Below are 23,403 nucleotides of genomic sequence, written 5' to 3'. Positions count from 1 at the left end.
ATCCATGAGCACGCTAGCCTTCCTGCGCTTCGACCCGGATCGCGCCCCGGAGCAGGACGCCTTCGCCCGCAGCCGCGTCACCGTGTTGCGCGAATCGGGCGGGCAGCTGTGGGTGCGGCTGGAGGACCCGCAGGTCGCGACACTGCAGGCCGAGGGCATCGAGGTCACACCCTATGCCGACGCCGGTGAGCTGGCGCTGGGTCCGCTGCGCTGGCGGCCGCTGGAGGAGACGCCGCAGCCACCGGCCGCGCTGACGGCCGCCACACCCGGCGGCACGGACACCGCCGACTGGTTGCTGCTGTTCGCCGCGCCACCCGACAAGTCCTGGTTGCAGGAGCTGATGCTGGCCGGCGCCGAGCCGCTGCAGCAGCTGTCGCTCACCGCCAGCGTCTACCGCATGACGAGCGAGACCTGCGACGCGGTGCGCGCGCTGCCGCAGGTCGCGGGCGTCAGCCTGTTCCACCCGGCCTACGTGCCGGCGCTGGAGTTGTGCGGCCTCGACGACCCGCTCGACGCCGCGGGCCTCGCCAGCCTGTCGCTGCAGTTGCCGCCCGCCTCGGCCGAGGACGGCAACCTGCTGGTGCAGGCCTTCGAGGCCCTCGACGCGGCCTCGCTGCAGCCGGCCCTGGAGGCGGCCGGCGCGACGGTCGTCATGCCGGTGGACCATGGCTTCCTGCTGAACGTCGCCGACGCCGGCCAGGCCGCTGCCGTGCTGTCGGTGCGCGGCCTGCACAGCGCCACACTGCCGGGCATCGTGTCGGCAGACACGATGAATGCCGGCGTCATCGTCGGCGCCAACCAGGTGCGCGACCTGGGCACCGTCAACTTTCTCGTCAACCTCGACGGCCTGGGCGAGATCGGCGCCGTGGTGGATTCCGGCTTCGACGTCGGCAACCTCGCCGGCGGGCCGGTGGCTGGCGTCATGACGCCCTTCCACCCCGACCTCGCGACCAACATCCGGCTGCTCGCCAACACGGCGAACCTGCAGGTGCCCGCGCCCGTGCCGGGCAACAACCCGCACGGCACGCACGTCGCCGGCACGGTCTGCGGCGACGGCAGCGGCTCCGGCAACCTGACGCGCGGCATCGCGCCGCGCGCCGCGCTGATCGGCATCGGCCCCTTCCCGGCCGCCGGCGCCATTGCCGCGCCCTTCAGCTTCGCGGCGGACCGCGGCGCCAGCGTCATCAACAACTCCTGGGGCATCAACCCGGCCACCGGCACGAACAACCGCTACGGTGCCTTCGCCACCACCGCCGACCGCTGGTGCCACGACAACCCGGACGTGCTGATCGTCTTCACCGCCGGCAACCTGGAGTCCGACACCTTCCCCGCGCCGGACGGCGTGCTGGATGCGCGCACGCTGCGCCAGCACTCGCTGGCCAAGAACGTGCTGTGCATCGGCTGCACCGAGAACCTGCACAACGACGCCGGCTGGCGCGACAGCTACCGCGCGCTGCTCGCCGGGCGCTACACGCACGCCGCGTTCAACGCCACGGCCGGCGGCGCGGCCGGCGCGTTCACCATGTCCGACAACTCGGCCCAGGTCGCGCTTTTCAGCAACCGCGGCCTGGTGCGCGATGCCGGCAACACGAGCACCGGGCGGGTGAAGCCCGACATCTGCGCGCCGGGCACCAACGTCGTCTCCGCACGCTCGCAAATGCTGGGCCCGGCGGTGGCGCTGCCCGGCCCGCCGCCCATTGCCGACCCGTTCTACGCAAACAACTTCGGCAGCATGCTGCCGGCCGCGCTGACGGCGCTGCGCAACCTCTACATGGTCGACTCCGGCACCAGCATGTCGGCGCCGGTCATCAGCGGCTCGGCGCTGCTGGTGCGCCAGTACTACCGCACGCGCCACGCGCAACTGCGCCGGCCGCTGCTGCTGCAGGGCGTGCCCATGCCGGCCTCGCCCGCCGCGCAGCCGGGCTTCCCGAGCCGCCCGGCCATCGCGCAGCATCCGGACGGCATCGTCTGCGCCTGGGTCACGCCGGCGCTGCCGGCAGCGGCGACACAGGTCGTCGCGATGCGCGTCGCGCGCCACCACCAGGGGCCGGTGGACGCCGTGCCGGTCGTGCTGCAGGCCGGCGTGGGCGAGCACCCCGCCCTCGCCCTCGCGACGCTGGCCGACAAGACCTTCGTGCTGCACCGCCAGGCCGACGGCAAGGCCAGGCTCAGCGCCTACGACCGCCAGCTCGCGCCACTGGCCGCCTTCGGCACCAACGGCGTCGTCACGCTGGCGCAGGACGCGCGGCTCGACGACACGGTGGCCCCGGCGCTGCTGACGGCCAACAACCACGTCATCTGCCTGTGGCCTACGTCACCGGGCCAGGGCTTCTTCTTCCAGCGCTTCGACGCGGCCAATGGCGCGGCCGTCGACGCGGCGCCGGTGAACCTGATGACCACGGACGGCAGCGGCCAGCAGCAGGCCGCCGCCTACGACGGTGACCGCGTGACGCTGGCCGGCGTCCTGCACGGCGCGAGCTTCCAGCTGACGCTGCGGCAGGTCGACGGCAGCGCGCAGCTGCACCCGGCCGCAGCGGTCATCGCCGTCGACCAGGCCGCCGAGGTCCGCGAGCCCTGCCTGCTGTGGGACCCGCTGCTGCGACGCTACTGGGTGGCCTGGTGCGACGCCCGCACGGCCGCCGGCGGCGAGCTCTTCATCGCCGGTTTCGACGCGCAGCTGGCGCCGGTCGTCGCACCGAAGCTGCTCGTCAGCACCGGCGCCGCCGGCCACATGCGTCGGCCGCAATTGGCGCTGCATCCGTCCGGCGGCTACCTGCTGGCCTGGGAGGACGACTCCCAGAACGCCCACTTCGACCTCTATCTGACGCTGCTGGACACGACCGGCAGCGTCGACGGCCGCATCGCGGCAGACGCCAGCGCAGGCGGCCGCAGCGCGGTGCGCGTGACCGACTCGCCCGGCGATGCCAACGGCTTCGCGCTGTTCGGCGACGCCGCGGGCTTCGTGCTCACCTACCAGAACCCCGACGAGGTCAACTCGGACGCCATCGGCGTCTACCTGCAGACCTTGACGCCCGACCTCGCCTTCGAGGCCCAGGCCGACACCGCCACGCCCTTCCTGCGCAACGGCAAGTACCAGGTGCTGACGCTGCTGGACCATGCCAACACCGTGCTGACGCCGGTCGCCGCCGCATGGACCGGTGCCACCTGGGACCTGATGCGCGGCGCGCCGGGCCTGAACCTGACCGACAACCAGCAGTGGCTGCGTCTGGGCGCCGACGGCGTGCCCGACGCGCGCCACGGCGCCAACGGCATCCGCGAGCGCATCTACGGCGGCCTGGTCATCAATGTCGAGATGCTGTGGACGGGCAACAACCGGCGCATCAGCGTCAGCAACGACGTGCTGGCCGGCGTCACCGTCTACCTGGACGACGCCGACGGCGCCCCGGTCGCCACGTTCGGCACCGGCGGCGCGCGGGTGATCGCCGATGCGGCGATGCCGCCGCACGACCGCACGCCACCGCAGCTGGGCTTCTTCACCGTGCCGGCCTTCACCATCATCGTCGCCTACGGCAGCCTGCAGGGCGCCACGCTGCACCTGCGCCAGCAGCGCCTGCGCGCCGATGGCAGCAGCGCCGGCACGCCGGCGGACCTCGCCACCTGCGACGGCGTGGCTGCCCACGGCTGGTACCAGTTCGTCAACGGCATCGAGGCCTGCGGCGTGGCCGTCTACCACCGTACCGCCGGCGCCAACACGCAGGTGCTGTGCCGCCGCTTCAGCCCGGCCGGTGCACCGCTGGCGGCCGAGGCGGTGCTCAGCAGCGCTGCTGGCGAGGCCCGCAACGCCGTCATCGCGCGCCGGCCCATCGCCATCAACAGCCCGCGGCGCGAGTACGGCGCGGCGTGGCAGTACCGCGCGGCGGCGGGCAGCCCGTTCGAGATCCGCTTCGGCCGCATCGACCGGCTCGGCCAGCCCATGGCCACCCCGCCGGTAGCCGGCCCGCCGCCAGCACCAGGCGTCCTGCCGAGCGTGACGGACGTCCGCGTCATCGAGCCGGCCACGCCTGGCTGGAGCGCCACCCGGGACGCGGTCGAACCGCAGCTGGTCTCCACCTACCTGCACGAAGCCTGGACGGCACCGCCGGCCGGCGTGCCGCTGCCGGAGTGGAGTCCGTCCTGGGGCCTGGCCTGGATCGGTGTCGAAGCCGGCAGCGGCGTGCGACGGCTCTACTTCACGGTGCTGGACGAGAACGGCCGACGCCTGGCCGTGCCGCAGCCGCCGCCCGCGATCGGCGCGCTGCTGCCGCCGGCACCCGCAGCCATCCTGGCCTTCGGCAGCCCGACCGGCTTCGTGCAGGACTTCCGGCTGACGTGGAACGGCCGCATCTTCATGCTGGCGTGGACGGAGCAGGAAGCCGGGCAGCTGAAGCAGCGCTGCACGCTGATCAACCGCCGCGCCAGCCAGGACGCCTACTCGCTGCCCAGCGCCGCGTTGCTGCGCGCCACGCTCGTCAACGGCGCCACCAACCTGACGCCGGCCGCGCTGCCCGACCGCACGGCTGGCTACGGCTGGGGCCTGATCAACCTGCGCCAGTCGCTGGCGCCGGCGCTGCCATTCACGCTGCAGGTGCGTGACGACTGCGCGCTGGGCCCCGGCCGCGCGGTGCGCTACGTCTTCACGCTGCCGGCCGGAACCGCGCTGCTGCGCGTGACGCTGACCTGGACCGACCCGCCCGGCCCCAACCTGCTGCGCCATCTGCACCTGACGGTGCGCGCACCGGTGCCGCCGGCGCCGGGCGTGCGCACGCAGTACTTCGGCAACCTGTGGGACACCGCGCCCGGCCGCACGCACCTGTCGCGCGCCGTCGCCAACCCGCCGGGCGCGACGGATGTGCACGAGAACCAGCAGCCGTACAAGCAGGTCGTCGTCGCCAACCCGCCGGCAGGCGACTACGAGGTGGAGGTGTCGGTCGCCGGCTTCGGCACCGACCTGTTCAACCAGCAGAACCTGCAGCCCTTTGCGCTGGTGTTCGCCGGCACCGGGCCGGAGCAGCGCTTCAACCAGCCGGTGGCGGCGGTGGTGGGCACACCGACCTACTGAGGCGCATCAGAGCCCGGTGATCTCCTTGTGGCGCGGCACCAGCGCCTTCATCGCGACCCACGCGACGAGGTAGGCCAGCGCGCAGACCGAGAACATGATCATGTAGCCGGTGGCCAGGTCGCCGCGAGCGCCATAGGCATCGAAGATCCAGCCGCCCAGCTTGGACACCGCCACACCGCCCAGCCCGCCGGCCATACCGCCGATGCCGACGACCGAGCCGACCGTGCGCTTGGGGAACATGTCCGACACCGTGGTGAACAGGTTGGCCGACCAGGCCTGGTGCGCCGACGCGCCGACGCCCACCAGCAGTACCGGCAGCCAGAAGCTGATGCCGCCCAGCGGCTGCGCGAGCAGCACGGCCAGCGGGAAGAAGGCGATCAGCAGCATGGCGCGCATGCGGCCGTCGTACGGCGCGTAGCCGCGCTGCATGAAGTAGCTCGGGAACCAGCCGCCGCCGATGCTGCCCACCATCGTCATGCTGTACAGCACGGCCAGCGGCAACGCGATGTCGGTCGTGCTCATGCCGTACTGGCTGGACAGGTACTTGGGCAGCCAGAACAGGTAGAACCACCAGACGCCATCGGTCAGGAACTTGCCGACGGCGAAGGCCCAGGTCTGGCGGTAGCCCAGCAGCTTGAACCAGGGCACCTTGGCGCCCTCCACCACCGGTTCGGGCTCGCGGTCGCTGTTGATGTAGGCCAGTTCTGCGGCGCCCAGGCGCTTCTGCTGCGACGGCGTGTCGTAGTAGATGGACCACAACACGATCCAGAGGAAGCCGATCGCGCCGATGGCGATGAAGGCCATCGGCCAGCCCCAGGTGACGGCGATCCACGGCACCGTCAGCGGCGCGAGGATGGCGCCGACGTTGGCGCCGGAGTTGAAGATGCCGGTCGCGAACGAGCGCTCCTTCTTGGGGAAGTACTCGGCCGTGGCCTTGATGGCGGCGGGGAAGTTGCCCGCCTCACCCAGCGCCAGCACGGCGCGCGACGCCATGAAGCCGACGACCGACACCGGCAGCCCGATGCCCAGCGCGACGAGCGCCGTGCCGACGGACACGGAGAACGCGTGCATCAGCGCGCCCAGCGACCAGACCGCGACGGCGATGATGAAGGCACGCTTGGTGCCGATGGCGTCGATGAAGCGGCCGGCGAACAGCATGGCGATCGCGTAGCCGAACTGGAACACCGCAGTGATGTTGGCGTAGTCGGTGTTGGACCAGCCGAACTCCTTGGACAGCGCCGGCGCCAGCAGGCTCAGCACCTGCCGGTCCAGGTAGTTGACGGTGGTGGCGAAGAACAAGAGGGCGCAGATCGTCCACCTGTACTTGCCCATGGCTGGCTGATTCATCGTTGATGTCTCCGTAGTACTTTTTTTAGGGCCGACTCAATCCTGGTCGACCAGCTTGTCGCCAACGAACACGCGGTAGCGGCGGATGCGGCCGGTCACGCTGTCAGGCCCTTGGCGGGGGGTGTAGCGTATCCCGGCGATGTCGGCCGACGCGCCGAGGTCGACGATGAGGCGCGGCGTGCCCACCGGCCTGGCGTTGCCGCTGTAGGCCGTGTGCCAGTAGTCCGTGGCTTGGCCGTTGATCGCGTTCAGCGCGCTGCCGTCCTCCTTGCGCGCCTCCTCGCTGCTGGCGTAGGCAATGGTCCAGGCGGTCTGGTTCAACGGCTTGCCGTCCGCGCCGAGCAATGCCAGTTCGGCGATGGCCGCGTGAGGTTGGCCGTCGAAGGTGTCGAGCACCTCGATGCAGAGCTGGCGGCCGTGGGCCGGCGCGTCGAAGCGCACATCCTGCGTCGCCGGGCCAGCGGCGAACTGGCCCGTGAACACCGGCGTCAGCCCGGCCAGGCGCGGACGGGCCGTGCTGGGCGGGCGGGCCAGGTCGCGGTCGGGCTGCAGCTGGTCCAGCACCGGCAGGGACTTGCCCTCGATGCGGTTGGCACGCGGCCCGGTCAGGTCCAGCACGACGACCTCGTTGCGGCCAGCCTTGATCCACGGCCCCGGCAGGTACATCGTCTGCGTGGGGCCGATGCTCCAGTAGCGGCCGAGGCAACGCCCGTTGATCCAGACGATGCCCTGGCCCCAGGTGGACATGTCGAGGAAGGTGTCGGCCGCGGTCGCCGCGTCGAAGCTGCCGCGCCAGAAGGCCGGCGCTGCCGCGCCGGACGGCCGCTTGGCTTGCCAGCGCAGCGGCGGCAGTTCGCCGTCGGCGCCGAAGTCGACGGCGCGGATCTCCCAGCCCTTCAGCTCCCGCGCGCCGGCCTTGGTCTTGAACATGACGGGGCCCTGCAGGCCCTTGCGGTCGTGCACCTCCATGCCGAAGTTCACGCGGGCGATCGTGTAGAGCAGGATCTCGACGACGGTGTCGGCCTTGCGCGCAGGGATGTCGACCGCGAAGCGGCGATGCCGCGTGTCCATCGTGCCGGCCAGCCGGCCGCCGACGAAGACCCAGGCCAGGTCGCGCGCGTTCGCAGCCTCCAGCCGGCCGGCCGGGCCGGCAGGCAGCGTGACGCGGTAGGCGACGAGGCCGCGGCTGATGTCGTACTGCTCGATGTTCTTCGGCGACTCGGCCTGGATCGCCGCCGCAGGCAGGTTGGCGAGCACCGGCGCCGTCTCTGTCAGCGCGAACGACGGGATGGTCATGACCGGCAGCCGGGCCGGCGGCTCGGGCAGCACCTCGCCCGGCTTCAGGTGTTTGGCCAGGCACTCGCGGTAGGTGCGGAACTTCTCGCCGACCCAGCCGGCCTCGCCGATGGGGGCGTCGTAGTCGTAGCTGGTGGTGTCCGGGCGGAACGGCCGGTCGCAGCCGCCCCACAGGCCGAAGGTCGTGCCGCCGTGGGCCATGTAGAGGCTGAAAGATCCGCCCGCGTTCAGCATCGCGTCGATGTCCTGGATGGCGCGGGTGTTGTCGCCGCGGCGGTGTGGCGCGCCCCAGGTGTCGAACCAGCCGGAGTAGTACTCGCCGCACATCTTCGGCCCCTTCTGCAGCGCGTCCAGCGCCTTGAAGCCGGTGGCCGGGTCGCTGCCGAAGTTGGCGACCGTGAACAGCTCGGGGATGTGCGTGCGGCCGACCGCGTTGGTCGGGTTGCACTGGAACAGCGGCACGTCGAAGCCGCCGTCCAGCACGGCCTGGCGCATGACGCGCAGGTAGTCCTTGTCGTCGCTGAGGAAGCCGTACTCGTTCTCGACCTGCACCATCAGGATCGGCCCGCCATGGCTGATCTGCTGGCCGCCCAGCACACGGCCGACTTCCTTCAGCCAGCGCCGCGCCGGCTGCACGAAGGCGTCGTCGCGGCTGCGCAGGAAGGCGTCGCCAGGGTGCTTCAGCAGCCACCACGGCAGGCCGCCCATCTCCCACTCGGCGCAGGCGTAGGGGCCGGGGCGCAGGATGACCCACAGGCCCTCCGCCTGCGCCAGCTTGCAGAACTCGACGGCGTCACGCTGGCCGCTCCACTGGTACTGGCCTTCGCGCCACTCGTGATAGTTCCAGAACAGATAGGCGCAGACGGCGTTCATGCCCATCGCCTTGATGGCCTGCAGGCGGTGGCGCCAGTACTCGCGCGGCACGCGGGCGAAGTGCATCTCGCCGCAGCGGATCTGCAGCGGCTGGCCGTCCAGCAGGAAGTCGGTCTCGCCGATGGCGAAGCGCGGGGCTGCTGCCTGGGCCACTGGCGCATTCAGCATCAGCGCGGCGCCGGAGGCGGCGCCGAGCAGTTGGCGGCGGGGGAGGAGAACGGTCATGGAGGGCGGTCCTGGTTGGACGGCGATTTGAGCGCCGCCGAGGGGCTTGTTTTCTTCGCGCCTGAATCACTCACAGGCTTGAGCAAAAAACCCTGCCTCGAACTTCGAGGCAGGGCAAAAGGCGCGCTACCCAGCGCAGCCCGGAGATGCCTGGCGGCCTTGCTAGAACGCCACGCGCACACCCACGTTGAAGCGGCGGCCCACGTCTTCCAGCGTCAGGAACTGCGATTCGTTGTTGGCGTACTCGTGCATGCGCTCGTTGTTCAGGTTGATGGCGTCGGCGTACAGCGAAACCAGCGGCGTCACGTTGTAGCGGACGCTGGCGTCGGCCTGCCCGTAGGCGGCACGGGTGCGCGGCAAGGTGCTGCCGCCGCCGCAATCGACCGAGAAGTGGTTGCGCCAGTTGTAGCTGAGGCGCGCCTGGAACTGGCTGTTCTCGTAGAACACGGAGCCGTTGTAGGACTGCTTGGACAGGCCGGGGTAGCCGCAGGACGTGGTGCCGCCGTCACGCGTGGCGCTGGCGTCCACGTAGGTGAAGTTGGCCGCCACGCCGAAGCCCTGCAGCAGGCTGCTGCTGGTGTCGAACGCGTACTGGCCGGCCAGCTCCAGGCCCTTGATCTTGCCTTGCTGGCCGTTGCGGATGCGGGTGTCGTGCGCGATCTCGGTGTACTGCGGCAGCTGCACGTCGACAAGCTGGGTCTCCAGGAAATCGGTGACCTTCTTGTGGAAGACGGCGGCGCTGACGTAGTTGGTCTTGGAGAGGTACCACTCCAGCGATACGTCCAGGTTGGTCGAGCGCATCGGCTTCAGGTAGGGGTTGCCGCCCCCGGTCTGCACGTCGCCGTAGCGGCCGCCGTACCAGTTGTCCACGCCCATCTGGTTCAGCGTCGGGCGGGTCAGCGTCTTGGACGCGGCCAGGCGCAGCACCACGTCGCGCGTCAGGTCCAGCTTGAGGTTGGCGGACGGCAGCAGGTTGTTGTAGCTGTTCTCGACCGAGTTCACGGTACTCGGGCCGTAGGTCAGGATGTAGGTCGTGTCGTTGGGGCTCTTCACGGCCGACAGCAGCACGCGGCTGATGCCCAGCGACGTGGAGTTCACGTGCACGTAGCGCACGCCGGCATTGCCTGACCAGCCGTCACCTTCCCACTTGCTGTCCACGAACAAGCTGGCCACCTTCTCCTTCACGGCCCACATCGACGGCTTCGTGTAGTCGATGGCCATCGGGCCGTTCGGGTACTTGGTCTTGTCGCTGTACAGCGCCGGGTCGTTCGACTGCGCGATCTGCGCCGGCTGGTTCAGGTACGCCATGTAGGCGTAGGGATCGAAGCGCAGGAAGGTCGATGGCATCGCGCCCGGGGTGCCGAAGATGTTGTCGAGCGAACTGACCGTGAACAGCGACGACGGCAGCGCCAGGTGATAGCCGCTGTAGGCGTTCCACGAATCGCTGTTCCACTGCGTGCGGTCCACCTTGCGGCGCGACGTGGACAGGCCGAACTGCAGGCCCTTGAAGGCGCCGATCTCGTGGTCCCAGCCCAGGTTCAGCCGCCCTTCCTTCAGGTCGTCGCCGTTCTCGATCTGGCCGTAGGCGACGGCGTGGGCGCGCACGGCGGTGGGGTCGGCGATGTTGTCGCCGAAGTGGATGGTGGGCGTGCCGTCGAAGGTCAGCACGTCGCCGTTCTTGGGCACCATGCCCGCGACGACCCACATGTCGGGCGACGTGGAGGTCGTGCGCGACGTGGACAGGTCGCCCTCCAGGTTCCACTCCGACGCCAGCGCCCATTTGGCGTTCAGGCCGAGAGCCTTCGTCGTCGACAGGCGGTCGCCGGCCTTGACGATCATGTCGTTGGAATTCGCTTCGCCGAGCAGATTGCCGGAGCCGGCAATCGCCGGGTTGTTGGCATAAAAGGTAGAACCCGGGCGCAGGAAACTGGTGATCTGGCCGTCGGCGTTGTACTTGGCGCCAAGCAGGACGGGGTTGTTCCAGTCGCTGACCGCGATGACCGCGTTCTTCTGGTCCAGCCGGGAATACAGAGCGTCGGCCGACAGTTTGAGGGCCGCAGTCAGGTTGTATTGCACGGTGCCGGCCGCCACCAGCCGCTTGCGGCGCTCGTTTTCCTCCTGAAAACCGTAGCTCTGCGGGATGTACAGTTTCTTGACCGTCACGTCGGCCATCGTCAGATTCGTGGAATTGAGGTCGCCGTTGATCAGCGATACATCCTTGTAATTCCATGCATCGTTGATGGCCTTGGTCTGTTTCGACGCCCGGTCGGTATACGACAGCGAACCGCTGACGCCAAAACTCCGGTCATCGTTCGCGAACGAATACATCACGCTCGCGTTGGGTGTATTCTTCTTGGAGTTCGAGTCGTAGGAACCGGACAGATTTACGACGGTGCTGTGGCCCTTGCGGCCGGACAGCGGGCGCGCCGTCTGGATATCGACCGTGGAGCCGATACCGCCTTCGGGCAGGAAGGCCTGCGCCGTCTTGTAGACCAGCGCCTTAGAGATGAGGTCGGGCGACAGCAGGTCGAACGAGAACTCGCGGCCGCCGGTGTCGCTGGTCATCGTGCGGCCGTTGACCAGCACGTTGTTGAACTCCGGCCCCAGGCCGCGCACGGAGATGTAGCGGCCCTCGCCGTTGTTGCGCTGGATCTGCACGCCGGTGACGCGCTGAAGCGACTCGGCGATATTCGTGTCGGGGAATTTGCCGGCATCTTCGGCGGACACGGCATCGACGACGCCATCCTGCATGCGCTTGGTGGCGGCAGAGGATTCCAGCGAGGCCCGGATACCGGTGACGACGACCCGCTCCAGATCGGGTTTCGGATTCGCCGCATCCTGGGCCATGGCCGGTACAGCGAGCCACAACTGGCCAACCAGGCCTGCAATGACCGTCTTGACGAAATTCTCAGATCGCATGGTTTGTCTCCATAGGGTGTTGAATATCCACTGCGCCGCGCAAGGCGAATGACTGCCAATATCGCCCCGCCGCCGGTCAGTCATCACGCCATACATCATTTTTAAATATCAGCGCAATGCATTCAGGCTAGCACCCCTCTGATTTAATTTCTTATGCCGTTTTGCCGACGCCGCATTCAATATCCATATAGTTTTCAATTCAAAAGACAAAATAGCTCCGCATTGCCATGCGGAATGCCTGGCAATTCCAGAATTGGTGAAACCAGATCTATTTACCGGGGTGCCAGCTCAGCACCCTCACCTTGCTCGGCGGCACGTTGGCCATGCCCTCGCCGTCCACCTGTTGGACGGCTTGCAGGAACAGATTCAATTCGCCGCGCACGCGCCACAACTCGGTGTCGAAGCTGGGCTCCCACGCGCCGACGGCGTCGGTCGTCAGGTCGCGCACGGTCCAGCGGCCGGCATCGAAGTCGGTGATGTGGACGACAGAGACCTTGCTGCCGCGCTCTTCGTCGCGGAACACCAGCAGCGCGGTGGGCCGGTCGCCTTTCAGATCGACCATGATCTGCGGCCTCGCAATGGGGATGGCCTTGGTGCCGACACCGCTCAGCGAGAACGGCGTGTGGCGGAAGTCGAGCGCCCTCTCCTTCCATCTGCCACCACTGCGGTAGACGACCTGGTACTGCGGCACGGCGCTGCCGTCGCGCCGCCAGTAGCTGGCGATGAAAGGGTTGCCGTCGCGGTCGGCGGACATCGAGGTCTGGTTGATCAGCTCGCTGTGCTGCGGGATGCGCGCGGCGACCTCGGCCGTAGCTTCGGTGATGGGCAACGCGTAGGGGCGGCCGTCCGACGTCTCCCACGTCAGGCCGCCGTCGCGAGAACGGGCGTAGGCCATGTCGTGATTGCTGGCGACGTCCGGCGACTCGCGCCAGACCCAGGACAGGTGCACGGTGCCGCGGTGGTCGACGAAGGCCTGCCAGTAGGCGTTGCGGCGCCCTTCTCCGCTGATCAGGTTGCTGTGCAGCCGCGTCCACGCCTGCGTGGCGATGTCGTAGCGGTTGATGACCAGGTTGCCCCGGCCCGAGCCGCCGTCGCGGTAGAGGAACAGCAGGTTGCCGTCGGGCAGGCGATGGAATTCGGGGTAGGAGACGGAGCCTTCGTCCTGGCCCGTCATGCTCAGCTTGTCCGTCAGCTCGAGCGATCCGGGGCGCACGCCGCGCGCGTAGCGCAGCGCGTTGTTGTGGTGGTCCCACGAGACGTGCAGCACGCCCGTTCCGTCGACCATGAGGCTGATGCTGTTGTGGGCGTCGAGCGCGTTGCCCTGGTAGCGCGTCGTCTTCAGCTCCCAAGTGTCGGTGCCGAGCTTGCGCTTGCCAAGCACCACGTGGGCGCCCTGGTCGTAGAAGGCGATGTACTGCTCGTCGCCATGCGTGACGAGCGAGTTCTTGCGGAACACGACCGCGTTGACGGAATTGCGCGCCCAGCCGTCGGCCACGTCCACCACGCGCACGCCCTCGCCTGCCGGCGCCACCGCACAACCGGCGGCCAGCGCCGCGACGAGCAATCCGAACAATGTCTTCTTCATGGCAGGGCAAAAGGGAACGAGCCTCGCACGAAGCCCGTTCCATATTCAATCAACCCGATGCTTAGAACTTGCCACGCAGGCCGATCTTGAAGGTGCGGCCGTCGTACTTGGCGTAGTCCATGCGCGTCCTGTCGCCCAGGCCGTATTTGCCGGTGGCGTCCTCGAAATAGTCGTACGCCAGCGTGTTGGACAGGTTCAGCGCCTCGAGGCGGATCTCCAGCGCGTCGCTGATCTTGTAGCTGACGTTGGCATCGAGGTAGCCGCGGCCGGCGCGCCAGCGGATCAGGTCGTCGCCGTTGTTCTTCGGGTTGTCGGGATGCAGCGAGCGGCCCTTGTAGTTGTACGAGGTACGGAACGCGAACGGGCCGTTCTCGTAGTAAAGCGTGGCGCTGTACGCGTACTTGGGCACCGAGTTCACATCGACGACGCTGCCCGCATTGGTCGTCCACACCGCGCTGTTGAACGGGTTGATGTGCGTGTAGCTGGCCAGCGCACCCAGGCCCTTGAACGGGGCCGGCAGGAAGGTGAACGCCTGCTGGTAGGCCAGCTCGAAGCCCTTCAGCGTCTGCTTGCCGGCGTTGCTGTAGGTCTTCAGCGTCATCGGCAGGTTGGGGTCCACCTTGCCGTTGGCATCCTGGAAGATGGCACCCAGCGCGGTGTCCGGCAGGCCCAGCGCGCCGAAGGTGGTCTGCACGCTGCTGCTCACCGTGGCGTCGGTCAGTTCCTTCTGGAACAGCGCGGCCGACAGCATGCTGCCCTTGGCGAAGTACCACTCCAGGCTGGTGTCCAGGTTCTTGGACTTCTGCGGGCGCAGGCCGGGGTTGCCGGCGGTCGCGGTGTTGTCGAACGGGTTGGGGATGACCGTCTGCGCCGCGATGATGGACAGCGACTGTCGGCTCAGCGTCTTGCCCCAGGAGGCCCGCCAGGTCAGGGTGTCGGTCAGGTCCAGCGCAGAGCTGAACGCCGGCAGCACGTTGGTGTACGAGGCCTGCTCCTGGTTCGGCGCGTAGGTGAGGCTGGTGCCCTGCTGCTTGTAGTTGTCGATGCGCGTCTCGGTGCGGGCGAAGCGCAAGCCGGCGTTCAGGCGCAGATCCCGGTCGAACACCTGTCCCTTGAAGTCGGACTGCACGAAGGCGGTGGACACGTTCTCCTGCGCCTTGAAGCTCTGCGCCGGCGTGAAGGTCGCCTCCGAGTTGAAGGCCAGCGGGTCGAAGGTCGAGTAGGTGTAGCCGCGCGTGAAGGTACCCCAGGCATGAGGCCAGCCGGCGCCCATGTCCAGGTTGGCGATGGGCAGCGTGGACGTCATGCCCGAACGCATGCCCGCCGTGCCCAGCGTGTTGAGCTTGGCCGTGGCGGCGGACGTGCCGTTGCGCTTGTTGATCTCCTTGGAAGTCTCGGCGTAGGCCAGGCCGGCCTTCAGGTGGCCGGTCCAGTCGCCGCCGAGCGCATAGTCCCAGTCGGCCACGACGCGGCCCTGGTTGCTCTTGTCCGTCTCGCGGGTCCAGCCGGTGCCGATGCCGAAACCCTGGAAGTTGTTCGGATCGGTGTAGCTGACCGGCGACGACAGCGACGGGTAGACGTGGTCGCTGCCGTAGTCGATGGTGGAGTCGACGCCGAAGATCTGGCCGGACAGCGTGTCCTGGTAGCTCAGCGCCTTGCTGCTGTTGGTGCTCAGCTGGCTGGACAGCACCAGCCTGTCGTTCACGGTCCAGCGGCCGTTGGCGGACAGGTAGCCGAACTGCGTCTCGTCGTCGCTGTAGGTGACGCCGCTGCTGTACGACGTGTTGCCGAAGGTGCCCGTCAGCAGGTTGGACGACGGGTCGATCTTCACGCTCAGCGGGATGAAGCCGCTGTTGCCGCTCTGGCCGGCCGGCTTGGTGCGGTCGGTGGTGCGGCTGTTGCGGATCAGCAGGCCGAAGTACATCTCGTCGCGCGAGTTCTTCAGCTTGGAGTACAGCGCGTCCAGGCTGAGGTTCAGCGTCGGCGTCTTGTACTGCAGCGAGGCCACGGCGCCGTCGCGGGTGCGGTCGTTGGCCGAGCCGTAGAAGCGGTAGATGCGTGGCAGCAGCGCGTTGTCGACCTGATCGCGGGTGTAGCTGCCGAGGTTGGCGCGCGGGCTGTCGTAGTCCAGCGCGAAGGCGAAGTTGCCCTTCACGGGGCTCTGGCTGGCGCGGGCCGAGCTGTTGTAGCCGCCGGTGGCCTCGAAGCCGGAGCGGTTGTTGACGCTCTCGGCGTGCGACACGCCCACGAGCGCCCCCCACTCGCCCCAGGTGTTGGAGTACAGCGCGAAGCCCGTCGGGTCCGTCTTGCCGGACGTCGTGTTGTACGACGCGGTCACGCCGTAACGCAGCGTGCGCTTGGGGTTGTCGAACGGGCGCGGCGTCTGCAGGTCCACGACGCCGCCCATGCCGCCCTCGTTCAGCTCGGCCAGCGGCGATTTGTAGAAATCCACGCGACCGAAGAGTTCGGACGCGAACACGTCGTAGTTGAAGCCGCGCGCCGCGGTGCCGATGGTGGCCGTGGACGTGGCATTGACGAGCGCACCGTTCAGCGTGGTGACGGTGTATTCGGTTGGCAGGCCGCGAACGGAAATGCGCTGGCCTTCGCCCGAACTTTCGTCGCGGTTCAGGATCACGCCCGGCACGCGTTGCAGTGATTCGGCCACGTTGGCCTCGGGGAACTTGCCGATGTCCTCGGCCACGATGGAGTCGCGCACGCCGATGGCCTGCTGCTTCAGCACCATCGACTTCTCGAGGCTGGCACGGAAACCCGTCACCACCACGGTGGCGAGCTGGTTGGTTTCCGGCTTGGTGGCGCCGTCCGATGATTCCGGCGCCTTGTCGGCAGCGGGTTTCTCGGCCGCGGCTGGCGCAGCAGCCTGGGCCACTGCATGGCCGTAGGCGGCGGCCAGCGCCATCGATACGGCCGAACAAATCAGTTTCTGCTTCATTGTCTCTGCTCCATAGGCCTCAAGGGCTTTTGTCGCCCCGACGCAGCGGATGGCGCCAGGGCGGTTGGTTATCGTTATTTCGGCAGCCGAAAATTTCTCGTCCCGCCTACTATTTGAGAATCCATACAATCAATATGTCAACGTTACCACTTCAAAACAGACCATCGCGTCATCAATGCGACTTTCACGTGGAATCGTGGGCCGACGCCAGGCAACCGGCGCCCGCAACGCCAGCCTGCGCCTGCAGTACCAAAGGGTGCTCACGATGCGCGGACAGCGGGCCGTTCATCCCGCACCGCCTCGGGATGGACGATGCGAGTTCAACGCTCAATTCAAGACCTCTTCGCCTCATGGTAACGTTGCCCTACCACCTCGAAACAAGGGTTTGCCCGCAAATCGCAAAACCAATCCAGCCGTTTCATGGGACACGGCGACGACCTGGGCGGAGGGCGATTGACACCACATCATTCGCCACGGACCCACCTACCGGCCAACTTCAAACGCCGGCTTCGCAGGAGGGGTTCAAGCCTACTATCCTCGACACCCAAACTGGTATGAATAACGCAATGTGAGATATATCGATTTGCGGCTCATCGATTTCTTCAGCACGCACACCTCCCCGGCGCACCAAATCACCGCAAGCTCTCTAGATCACATCTAGAAAATCAAACCATGCCGCCGCCATACTCGCGGCAGCGGGTCGCTACTCCATGCCGATTTCGACACGGATGGGCGACGCGATACGCTTTCGGTAGGCCTCCACATAAGCCTGCCAGGCCTGCGGCGTCGTGATCTCGCCGGACCAGTTGACGGCGGCGCCAAGGTAGTAGCGCAACGGCTGCCCCGGCTTCGCCTTGACGAGGATGAGCTCGTTGTCTGCATCCGCCGCATAGCCCTCCGCACCCGGCAGCACGATGGCCGTGCCGAAGTCACCGGCGCTGCGCTGGCGCACCCACTGCATCAACGTGTCGGGCGCGCGGTAGGCGGCCACGGACGGCGTCTGCGCCGGGTAGGCCGGCGTCTTGTTCAGCCCCAGCGCGACCGTGAGCCCCTGCACCGGCGTCGGGCCGGAGGTGGAGAACGTGCTCTCGACCACGTCGAAGAGCTGGCCGGCATCGAGCGTGAACCGCTTCACCTCGCTGACGGCCACGCCGTCCGCATCCCAGGCGTCATAGGTCAGCTCGAAGGACGCGCGCACGGGGCCGTTGGCGATGACGCGCCAGGTCGAATAGTTGCGGCTGACGAACAGCCGGCTGCCGTTCCAGATGCCCGTGCCGCCCGCGCCACGCGTGCGGCCGACGGCGTACATGTCCAGCCCCTCGCCCTCGTCCTTGTGATAGTGGTCGTGGCCCTTGTTGTACCAACGGTCGACGATGAGATAGGAGGGCCGCTTGAACCAGATGTCGACGCCGCTCGTCTCCAGCACCTCCTTGCCGCTGCCCGGCGGCGCGGGGGCGGCCAGCGCCTGGCCGTAGGTGCGGTGCGCGATGCGGTCGTTCTCCCAGGCGAAGTCGTCGAGCCGCTCGGGCACGTAGCGAGCGAAGGCCTTGGCCGGGAACGGCGGCGCCACCGTCGTGGTCTTCTCGATGGTGAAGCGCACGCTCTGCTCGCCCGCCGCGAAGTCGTGCTGGAAGATCAGCTCGCCGTAGGCGATGCCCTCGCCTTTCGGGTCCTTCGCCTGCGGGGCGACGTTGGTGACCTGGTAGGGCAGCAGGTTGCCGTTGGCGTCGCGCACGGCGATCTTCTGCAGCAGCGCGCCCGGAAGGCGCCGGTTCACTTCGGCCCAGGGGACGGTGATCGTCTCGGCCGGCCGCGCTGCCTTCAGGTCATGCGTGACGGTGACGAGCATGCGTTCGGCAGCGGCGGCATGCAGCGCGGCCAGGCCCAGGCAGGCGGCCAGGAGGTTGTGCTTCGTCATCAGTAGTTCACCGCGTAGTCTTTCGGGAAGCGGGCGCCGCCAAAGGCCTTCTTCTGCGTCCAGTCCTGCGCCGGCGCCGTCCAGTAGCTGTCGGTCGCCGGCAGGCCCAGCGCCAGCAGGCCGGCCGCGGCGATGTACATGCTGCCGTTGTTGGAGTACCAGTCACCCAGCTCGGGCTGGCGGCCGCGGAAGCCGATGGTCAGGAATCCGTCCTTGTTGAAGTTGCTCGGACCATCCCAGATCGCGACGTGGGCCGCATGCAGCGCCGCACGCACCTGACCTTCCGGCAACGAGGCCGGCAGCTGCTTGCGCCACGCCAGCAGGGCCAGCGGCTGGAACACCGCGGTGCGATAAGTCAGCGAACGACCGATGGGCGGGTAGCTGCCCTCGGGGCCGATGAAGCGCTCCAGGTGCTCGCAGTAGCGCTGCCCACGCTTCGTGGCCTGCGCCAGCAGCTCCTCGGGCTTGGCGTTCCAGAACGGCGCCTTCTTTGCCACCGCGACCTCGAGGATCTCCAGCAGCATGGGGTACATGACGTAGGAGCAGTAGTAGTCGAAGTGGAAGTCCTGGCCGTCCTTGATCCAGCCGTCCCCCACGTACCACTCGTTGATCTTGCGGATGGCGCCGTTCATGCGCATCGGGTCCGACTCCTCGCCGATCGACAGCAGCCAGGCCTCGTTCATCGCCGCGAACAGCAGCCAGTTGATGTAGGGCACCTCGATGCGGCGCAGGCCCTTGATCTCGGCCACGATGCGGGCCTTGGTGGTGGCATCCAGCGGCTCCCACAACACCTGAGGCGCGCGCATCAGCGCGTTGGTGAAGTAGGCCGAATCCACCAGCGCCTGGCCGTGCCCCTTCCAGGTCAGGTAGTCGGGGCTCTTCGGGTCGACCGCGCTGGCGTAGCTCTGCAGGGCCTGCTGCTGCAGGCGCCGGCGCAACTGCCCCTCGGCCGTGTCGTCCGCCGGCAGCGCCAGCCAGGGCGCGACGCCCGACATGAGGCGACCGAAGCATTCGAGGTAGGCAACGGACGTGTCGCGCCCGTCCCAGGTGGGGCTCAGCTCCAGCGCGAACTTCTTCTTCAGCTCGCCTCGGGACATCGGACCGAGCACCGGCTCGGCCATCTGGCGCAGCAGGTCGAGCTGATGGGCACGTTCCTGGCCGGCCGCCACGGCCGGCGCCGCCGTCGCTGCCTGGCTTGCTGCCAGCAGGCCCGACGCGGCAGGCCCCAGCGCAGCGGCCTGCATGAAATTCCGTCGTTGCATCGTTCTTGTCTCCTGGCCGCGCCGTTAGGGCTTGTCGAGCAGGCGGACCATTTCGGCACCCGCCAGCAAGAAGGCGCCGACGCCGAAATGCGCGGTCGAATTCTGGTCCACCACCTGGCCCGGGATCGCGCGGTCGCCGATGGGCTGCACATAGCCCAGCTTGCCGTCCGGTTGCATGGCCACAGTCGTCAGGTAGCGCCAGCCGCGCTGCGCCGCCGGCAGGTAGCGGTCGCGCGGCAGCAGGCCCTGGTTGATGCCCGCCAGCAGGCCGTAGGTGAAGAACGCGGTGCCGCTGGTCTCGGGGCCCGGCGCGTGGGCCGGGTCAATGAGGCTGCGCGTCCAGTAGCCCTCAGGCTGCTGGGCCGCCAGCAGCGCCGCCGCCATCGCCCGCAGGCGCTCGACGTACTCGCCGCGATGCGGATCGTCCTGCGGCAACTCCGCCAGCACACGGGCCAACGCGGCGAATGCCCAGCCATCGCCACGCGACCAGAAGTCCTTCCTGCCATTGACGCTCTTGTGCTTGGGGTAGACGTAGCGGGCGTCCCGGTACCAGAGGCTTTCCTGCCGGTCGTACATCAATTCGCTGGCATAGCTGTAATACTCGTACATCTTGTCGAGATACTGCCGGTTGCCGGTGGCGCGGTACATCTTGGTCATGACCGGCATGGCCATATAAAGCCCGTCCACCCACCACCAATAATCCTTGTTGGCGGTGCTCATCTGATATTCCATCACCTCCCGGGCGCGGGCGATTTTTCTCGGGTCCTTGTCGAACTGATAAAGGTCGGCATACACCTGAAAGCAGGCCTGCCAATCACCGAAAAGCACATGCTCGTCGGTCTCGCCATAGGTGTATTTCCAGTTCGCCTTGTCGCTGGATTTCGCCCCCATCCACTGGTTGTGCTCGGCCCAGGCTGCGGTATAGCGGAGATAGCGTTCGTTGCCGGTCACCCGATAGGCTTCGAGATTGCCCGTGTGATAGGCCGCGACGTTCCAGAACGGGCTTTCCTGCGCAGGCGTGTGCGCCTCCCAGTAGCCGTTGACCTTGTCGATGGCGGCAATGACCTCGCTGCGGCTCGTGCCGCCAGCGGAAGGCACGCCCGCACAGCCACCGAACGCGAGGCCCAGCGTGAGCAGCAGGCCGGTCAGGCATTTCTTCAGTTTCATCGGCATGGATCAGTTGAGCGTCATGGTTCACTCCCATGCGCTGACTTGCACAGATACGGCGCACGGCCCCGACGTCACAGGGCTTGCGGGTAAACCATCAATGTCACGACTTCGATGCCCGGCGAGTGGCTTCGAATTCGAATATGGTCACGTTAGCATATCAACACTTCGGAGCAAAGATGTTTTTCCTGGCCTCGACAGGAACCGCTTTTCCCAGGCCTCGCCGGTGGGTCCGACAGGGTCAGTCGATGAATGTGGTATCGTCACCACATTCAGGTATGCCAACTTCATGACGATCTATGCGAAAACCCAGCAGGCTCAGTGAAGTCGCCAAGTTGGCGGGCGTCGCGCCCATCACCGCCTCGCGGGCCATCCGTGGCGAGGGCTATGTCTCGGAAGAGGCCCGTGCGCGCATCATGGAAGCCGCCGCCCAGCTGAACTACTCGCCCGACATGGTGGCGCGGCGCATGCGCGGGGAGAAGAGCCGGCTCATCGGCATCTTCGTCAACAACTTCGGCTCGCTGGTGCTGCACGAGATCACGAAGGAGATCAGCAACGAGGCCCGCGCCCGCGGCTACGACATCCTGCTGTTCAACGCCGAGCGCTTCGACGGCCCGGACCGCGCCGGCACGCGCGACATGCTGGCCAACCTGTGTGCCGGCCTGATCATGCCGATGCCCAACGTCGAGGACGGCTATCTCGGCGAACTGGAGCGCCGCCAGTTGCCCTGCGTCTTCGTCAATTTCGACGCCCGCGCGATGGCGCTTCCTGTCGTCGTCGTCGAGAACCGCAACGGCGCCCGCCTCGCGGTCGAGCATCTGCTGTCGCTGGGTCATCGCCGCATCGCCTTCATCGCCGGCTCGCACCACACGGGCCAGAGCGCCGAGCGGCAGGCCGCCTACGTCGAGGCGCTGAACCATGCCGGCATCGCCGCCGACCCCGCGCTGATCGTCCCCGGCCGCTTCGTTCAGACCGGCGGCTTCGCCGCCACGCAGCAGCTGCTGGCGCTGGCAGACCCGCCCACGGCCATCTTCGCGGCCAACGACGAGATGGCCTTCGGCGCCATCGACGCCATCCACAGCCACGGCCTTCGCGTCCCGGACGACATCTCGGTCGTCGGCTTCGACGACATCGCCACCTCCAGCTACATCCACCCGCCGCTGACGACGATCCGCCAGCCCCTGGTGGAGCTCAGCGCGTGCGCCGTGCGGGAGCTCGTCGCGCTGATCGAAGGTCAGGGCGTCGAGGCCAGGAAGATCGCCCTGCCGCTCGAACTCGTCGTCCGCCAATCGACCGGCCCCGTCAAGCCTCGCGGCTGACGATGAACCGCGCGCAGGCAGCCAGCGCGAGGGCCGCGGTGCCGTTCGGCCTGGCGGGGCTGGGTGCCCTGCTGCTCTGGCTGCTGCTGGGTGACCTGGGCGTCTCGATGCGCGAGCGCGCCGCGCTGCCGAGCGCGCTGGAGCTGCTGCGCCGGCACGCCGCGTCCGACACGACGATCTCGCTGCTGCTGTCCACCGTGCCCGCCTTGCTGAGCATGCTGCTGGTGCCGCTGGCCGGCTACCACTCGGACCGCAGCCGCAGCCGCCTCGGCCGGCGCACGCCGTTCCTGCTGGTGGCCGCGCCCGTCGGCGGGCTGGCCCTGCTCGGGCTGTCGGCGTCGCCGACGCTGGCCGTCGCGCTCGACGCCGCGCTGGGGGGCTGGTCGCCCGGCCTGCCCCGCTGCCGCCTCGCGCTGTTCTGCCTGTTCTGGGCCGCCTTCGACTGCGCGGCCATCAGCGCGTTCTCGCTGTTCACCGGCCTGGTCAACGACCTGGTGCCCGCGGGCCTGCTGGGCCGCTTCTTCGCGGTGTTCCGCATCGCCGGCCTGGGCATCGGCATCACCTATCACCGCTGGATCTTCGCGCTCACGGACCAGCACCTGCGCGAAGTCCTCGTCGGCGTGGCGCTGTTCTTCTGCCTGCCCATCCTGGCCATGGCCCTGCTGGTGAAGGAAAGACCCCTGCCTCCCGACGCTGCGCCCCCGGGGCCGCCCCTGCGCCGGCTGCGCTTCCCGTTCGAGCACGTGCTGGCCTGCTTCCGCTACCGCCCCTACGGCTGGGCGGTTGCTGCCTTCGTGTTGTCGGGCGTCACCTTCAGCCCCTTCAACACCTTCTACCTGCACTACGCGCATGCGGCCGGCGTCCCGAAGTCGACGCTGGGCACGCTGACGGCCGTGGGCTACGCCGTCTCCATCGCGTCGGCCTTCGCCATCGGCTCGCTGGCGGACCGCTTCGGCGCCGTGCGGGTCTCGACGTTGCTGATGGCCGCGTACTGCGCCGTGTCGGCGGCGGGCTTCGCCGGCGTGTCCGACGCGGCCAGCTACCGCGCCTTCTACCTGGCGCACGTGGTGATCTCCGGCGCCTGGTTCACGGCGGCCGCTTCCATGCCGATGGCGCTGTTCCCCCGCGCCAGCTTCGTCCAGTTCAACTCGACCAAGGACTTGATGGCGATCCTCGGCACCATCGTGGTCAGCAGCATCCAGGGGCCGATGCTGGACCTCTCCGGCCACGACTACCGCTTCACGCTGCTGGCCGGCGCCATCTTCTCGCTGCTGTGCGTGGCCTGCCTGTCGCGCCTGCAGTCGGGCAGCCTCGCGGCGCAGGTCGCCGCACGCCAGGCGGCCCCGCCGCCGCATCCATAGTCGCCACGCGGCATCCCCAAAACCGGCAAAAACCCCCTCCCTTTTAAGGGGGGGTGGTGCCGCCTTTAGGGGACGCCCCCCCGTTGTCGCCCCCGGGGCGCATGGCAGCATTTCTTTACCAA

11 protein-coding genes are annotated in these 23,403 nt (G+C 68.0%); 3 read left to right on the top strand and 8 right to left on the bottom strand.

The window, feature by feature from the left end; translation table 11 throughout:
- The first annotated feature begins 4 nt into the window (after positions 1-4).
- The gene (locus ACG04R_RS20575; protein ID WP_394415266.1) at positions 5-5,059 is read left to right on the top strand and encodes a S8 family serine peptidase; all 5,055 of its coding nucleotides are present in this window, start codon (positions 5-7) and stop codon (positions 5,057-5,059) included.
- Between the two features lie 6 nt (positions 5,060-5,065).
- Here ACG04R_RS20575 and ACG04R_RS20570 read toward each other — a convergent pair whose 3' ends face one another.
- From ACG04R_RS20570 to ACG04R_RS20535, 8 genes are all read right to left on the bottom strand, one after another.
- Positions 5,066-6,406: an MFS transporter gene (locus tag ACG04R_RS20570; protein WP_394415263.1), complete on the bottom strand. Its 1,341-nt coding sequence runs from the start codon at positions 6,404-6,406 to the stop codon at positions 5,066-5,068.
- 36 nt (positions 6,407-6,442) lie between these two features.
- Entirely contained in the window at positions 6,443-8,800 is a 2,358-nt protein-coding gene (locus ACG04R_RS20565) for a beta-galactosidase (protein WP_394415260.1), read from the bottom strand.
- A gap of 162 nt (positions 8,801-8,962) precedes the next feature.
- Complete coding sequence (locus ACG04R_RS20560) at positions 8,963-11,719, bottom strand: TonB-dependent receptor (RefSeq protein ID WP_394415257.1); 2,757 nt, start codon at positions 11,717-11,719, stop codon at positions 8,963-8,965.
- 268 nt (positions 11,720-11,987) lie between these two features.
- Positions 11,988-13,304: a BNR repeat-containing protein gene (locus tag ACG04R_RS20555; protein ID WP_394415254.1), complete on the bottom strand. Its 1,317-nt coding sequence runs from the start codon at positions 13,302-13,304 to the stop codon at positions 11,988-11,990.
- A gap of 61 nt (positions 13,305-13,365) precedes the next feature.
- Positions 13,366-16,254, bottom strand: a complete 2,889-nt coding sequence (locus ACG04R_RS20550; RefSeq protein ID WP_394415251.1) for a TonB-dependent receptor — start codon at positions 16,252-16,254, stop codon at positions 13,366-13,368.
- Positions 16,255-16,957: 703 nt separating this feature from the next.
- Positions 16,958-18,172 carry a DUF4861 family protein gene (locus ACG04R_RS20545; RefSeq protein WP_394415248.1) on the bottom strand — a complete coding sequence of 405 codons (1,215 nt, stop codon included), beginning with the start codon at positions 18,170-18,172 and terminating at the stop codon, positions 16,958-16,960.
- The gene (locus tag ACG04R_RS20540; RefSeq protein WP_394415245.1) at positions 18,172-19,434 is read right to left on the bottom strand and encodes a DUF2264 domain-containing protein; all 1,263 of its coding nucleotides are present in this window, start codon (positions 19,432-19,434) and stop codon (positions 18,172-18,174) included. Before ACG04R_RS20540 ends, ACG04R_RS20545 begins: the two co-directional genes overlap by 1 nt.
- A gap of 24 nt (positions 19,435-19,458) precedes the next feature.
- The gene (locus ACG04R_RS20535) at positions 19,459-20,601 is read right to left on the bottom strand and encodes a glycoside hydrolase family 88/105 protein (protein WP_394415242.1); all 1,143 of its coding nucleotides are present in this window, start codon (positions 20,599-20,601) and stop codon (positions 19,459-19,461) included.
- Positions 20,602-20,900: 299 nt separating this feature from the next.
- On the opposite strand from ACG04R_RS20535, the gene ACG04R_RS20530 reads away from it, so the two are divergent.
- Together ACG04R_RS20530 and ACG04R_RS20525 are read left to right on the top strand one after the other, a co-directional pair.
- Positions 20,901-21,920 (top strand): LacI family DNA-binding transcriptional regulator, encoded by a 1,020-nt coding sequence (locus tag ACG04R_RS20530; protein WP_394415239.1) that lies wholly within the window; start codon positions 20,901-20,903, stop codon positions 21,918-21,920.
- A gap of 2 nt (positions 21,921-21,922) precedes the next feature.
- On the top strand, positions 21,923-23,281 hold the full coding sequence (locus ACG04R_RS20525; protein ID WP_394415236.1) for an MFS transporter: 1,359 nt from the start codon (positions 21,923-21,925) through the stop codon (positions 23,279-23,281).
- Positions 23,282-23,403 lie beyond the last annotated feature (122 nt).

It is taken from the genome of Pelomonas candidula (genome assembly GCF_043555985.1).
In the GTDB taxonomy this organism is placed as follows: domain Bacteria; phylum Pseudomonadota; class Gammaproteobacteria; order Burkholderiales; family Burkholderiaceae_C; genus Pelomonas; species Pelomonas candidula.
Note: the sequence above shows the minus strand (reverse complement) of the source record. Positions and strands in the feature narration are given on the sequence as shown.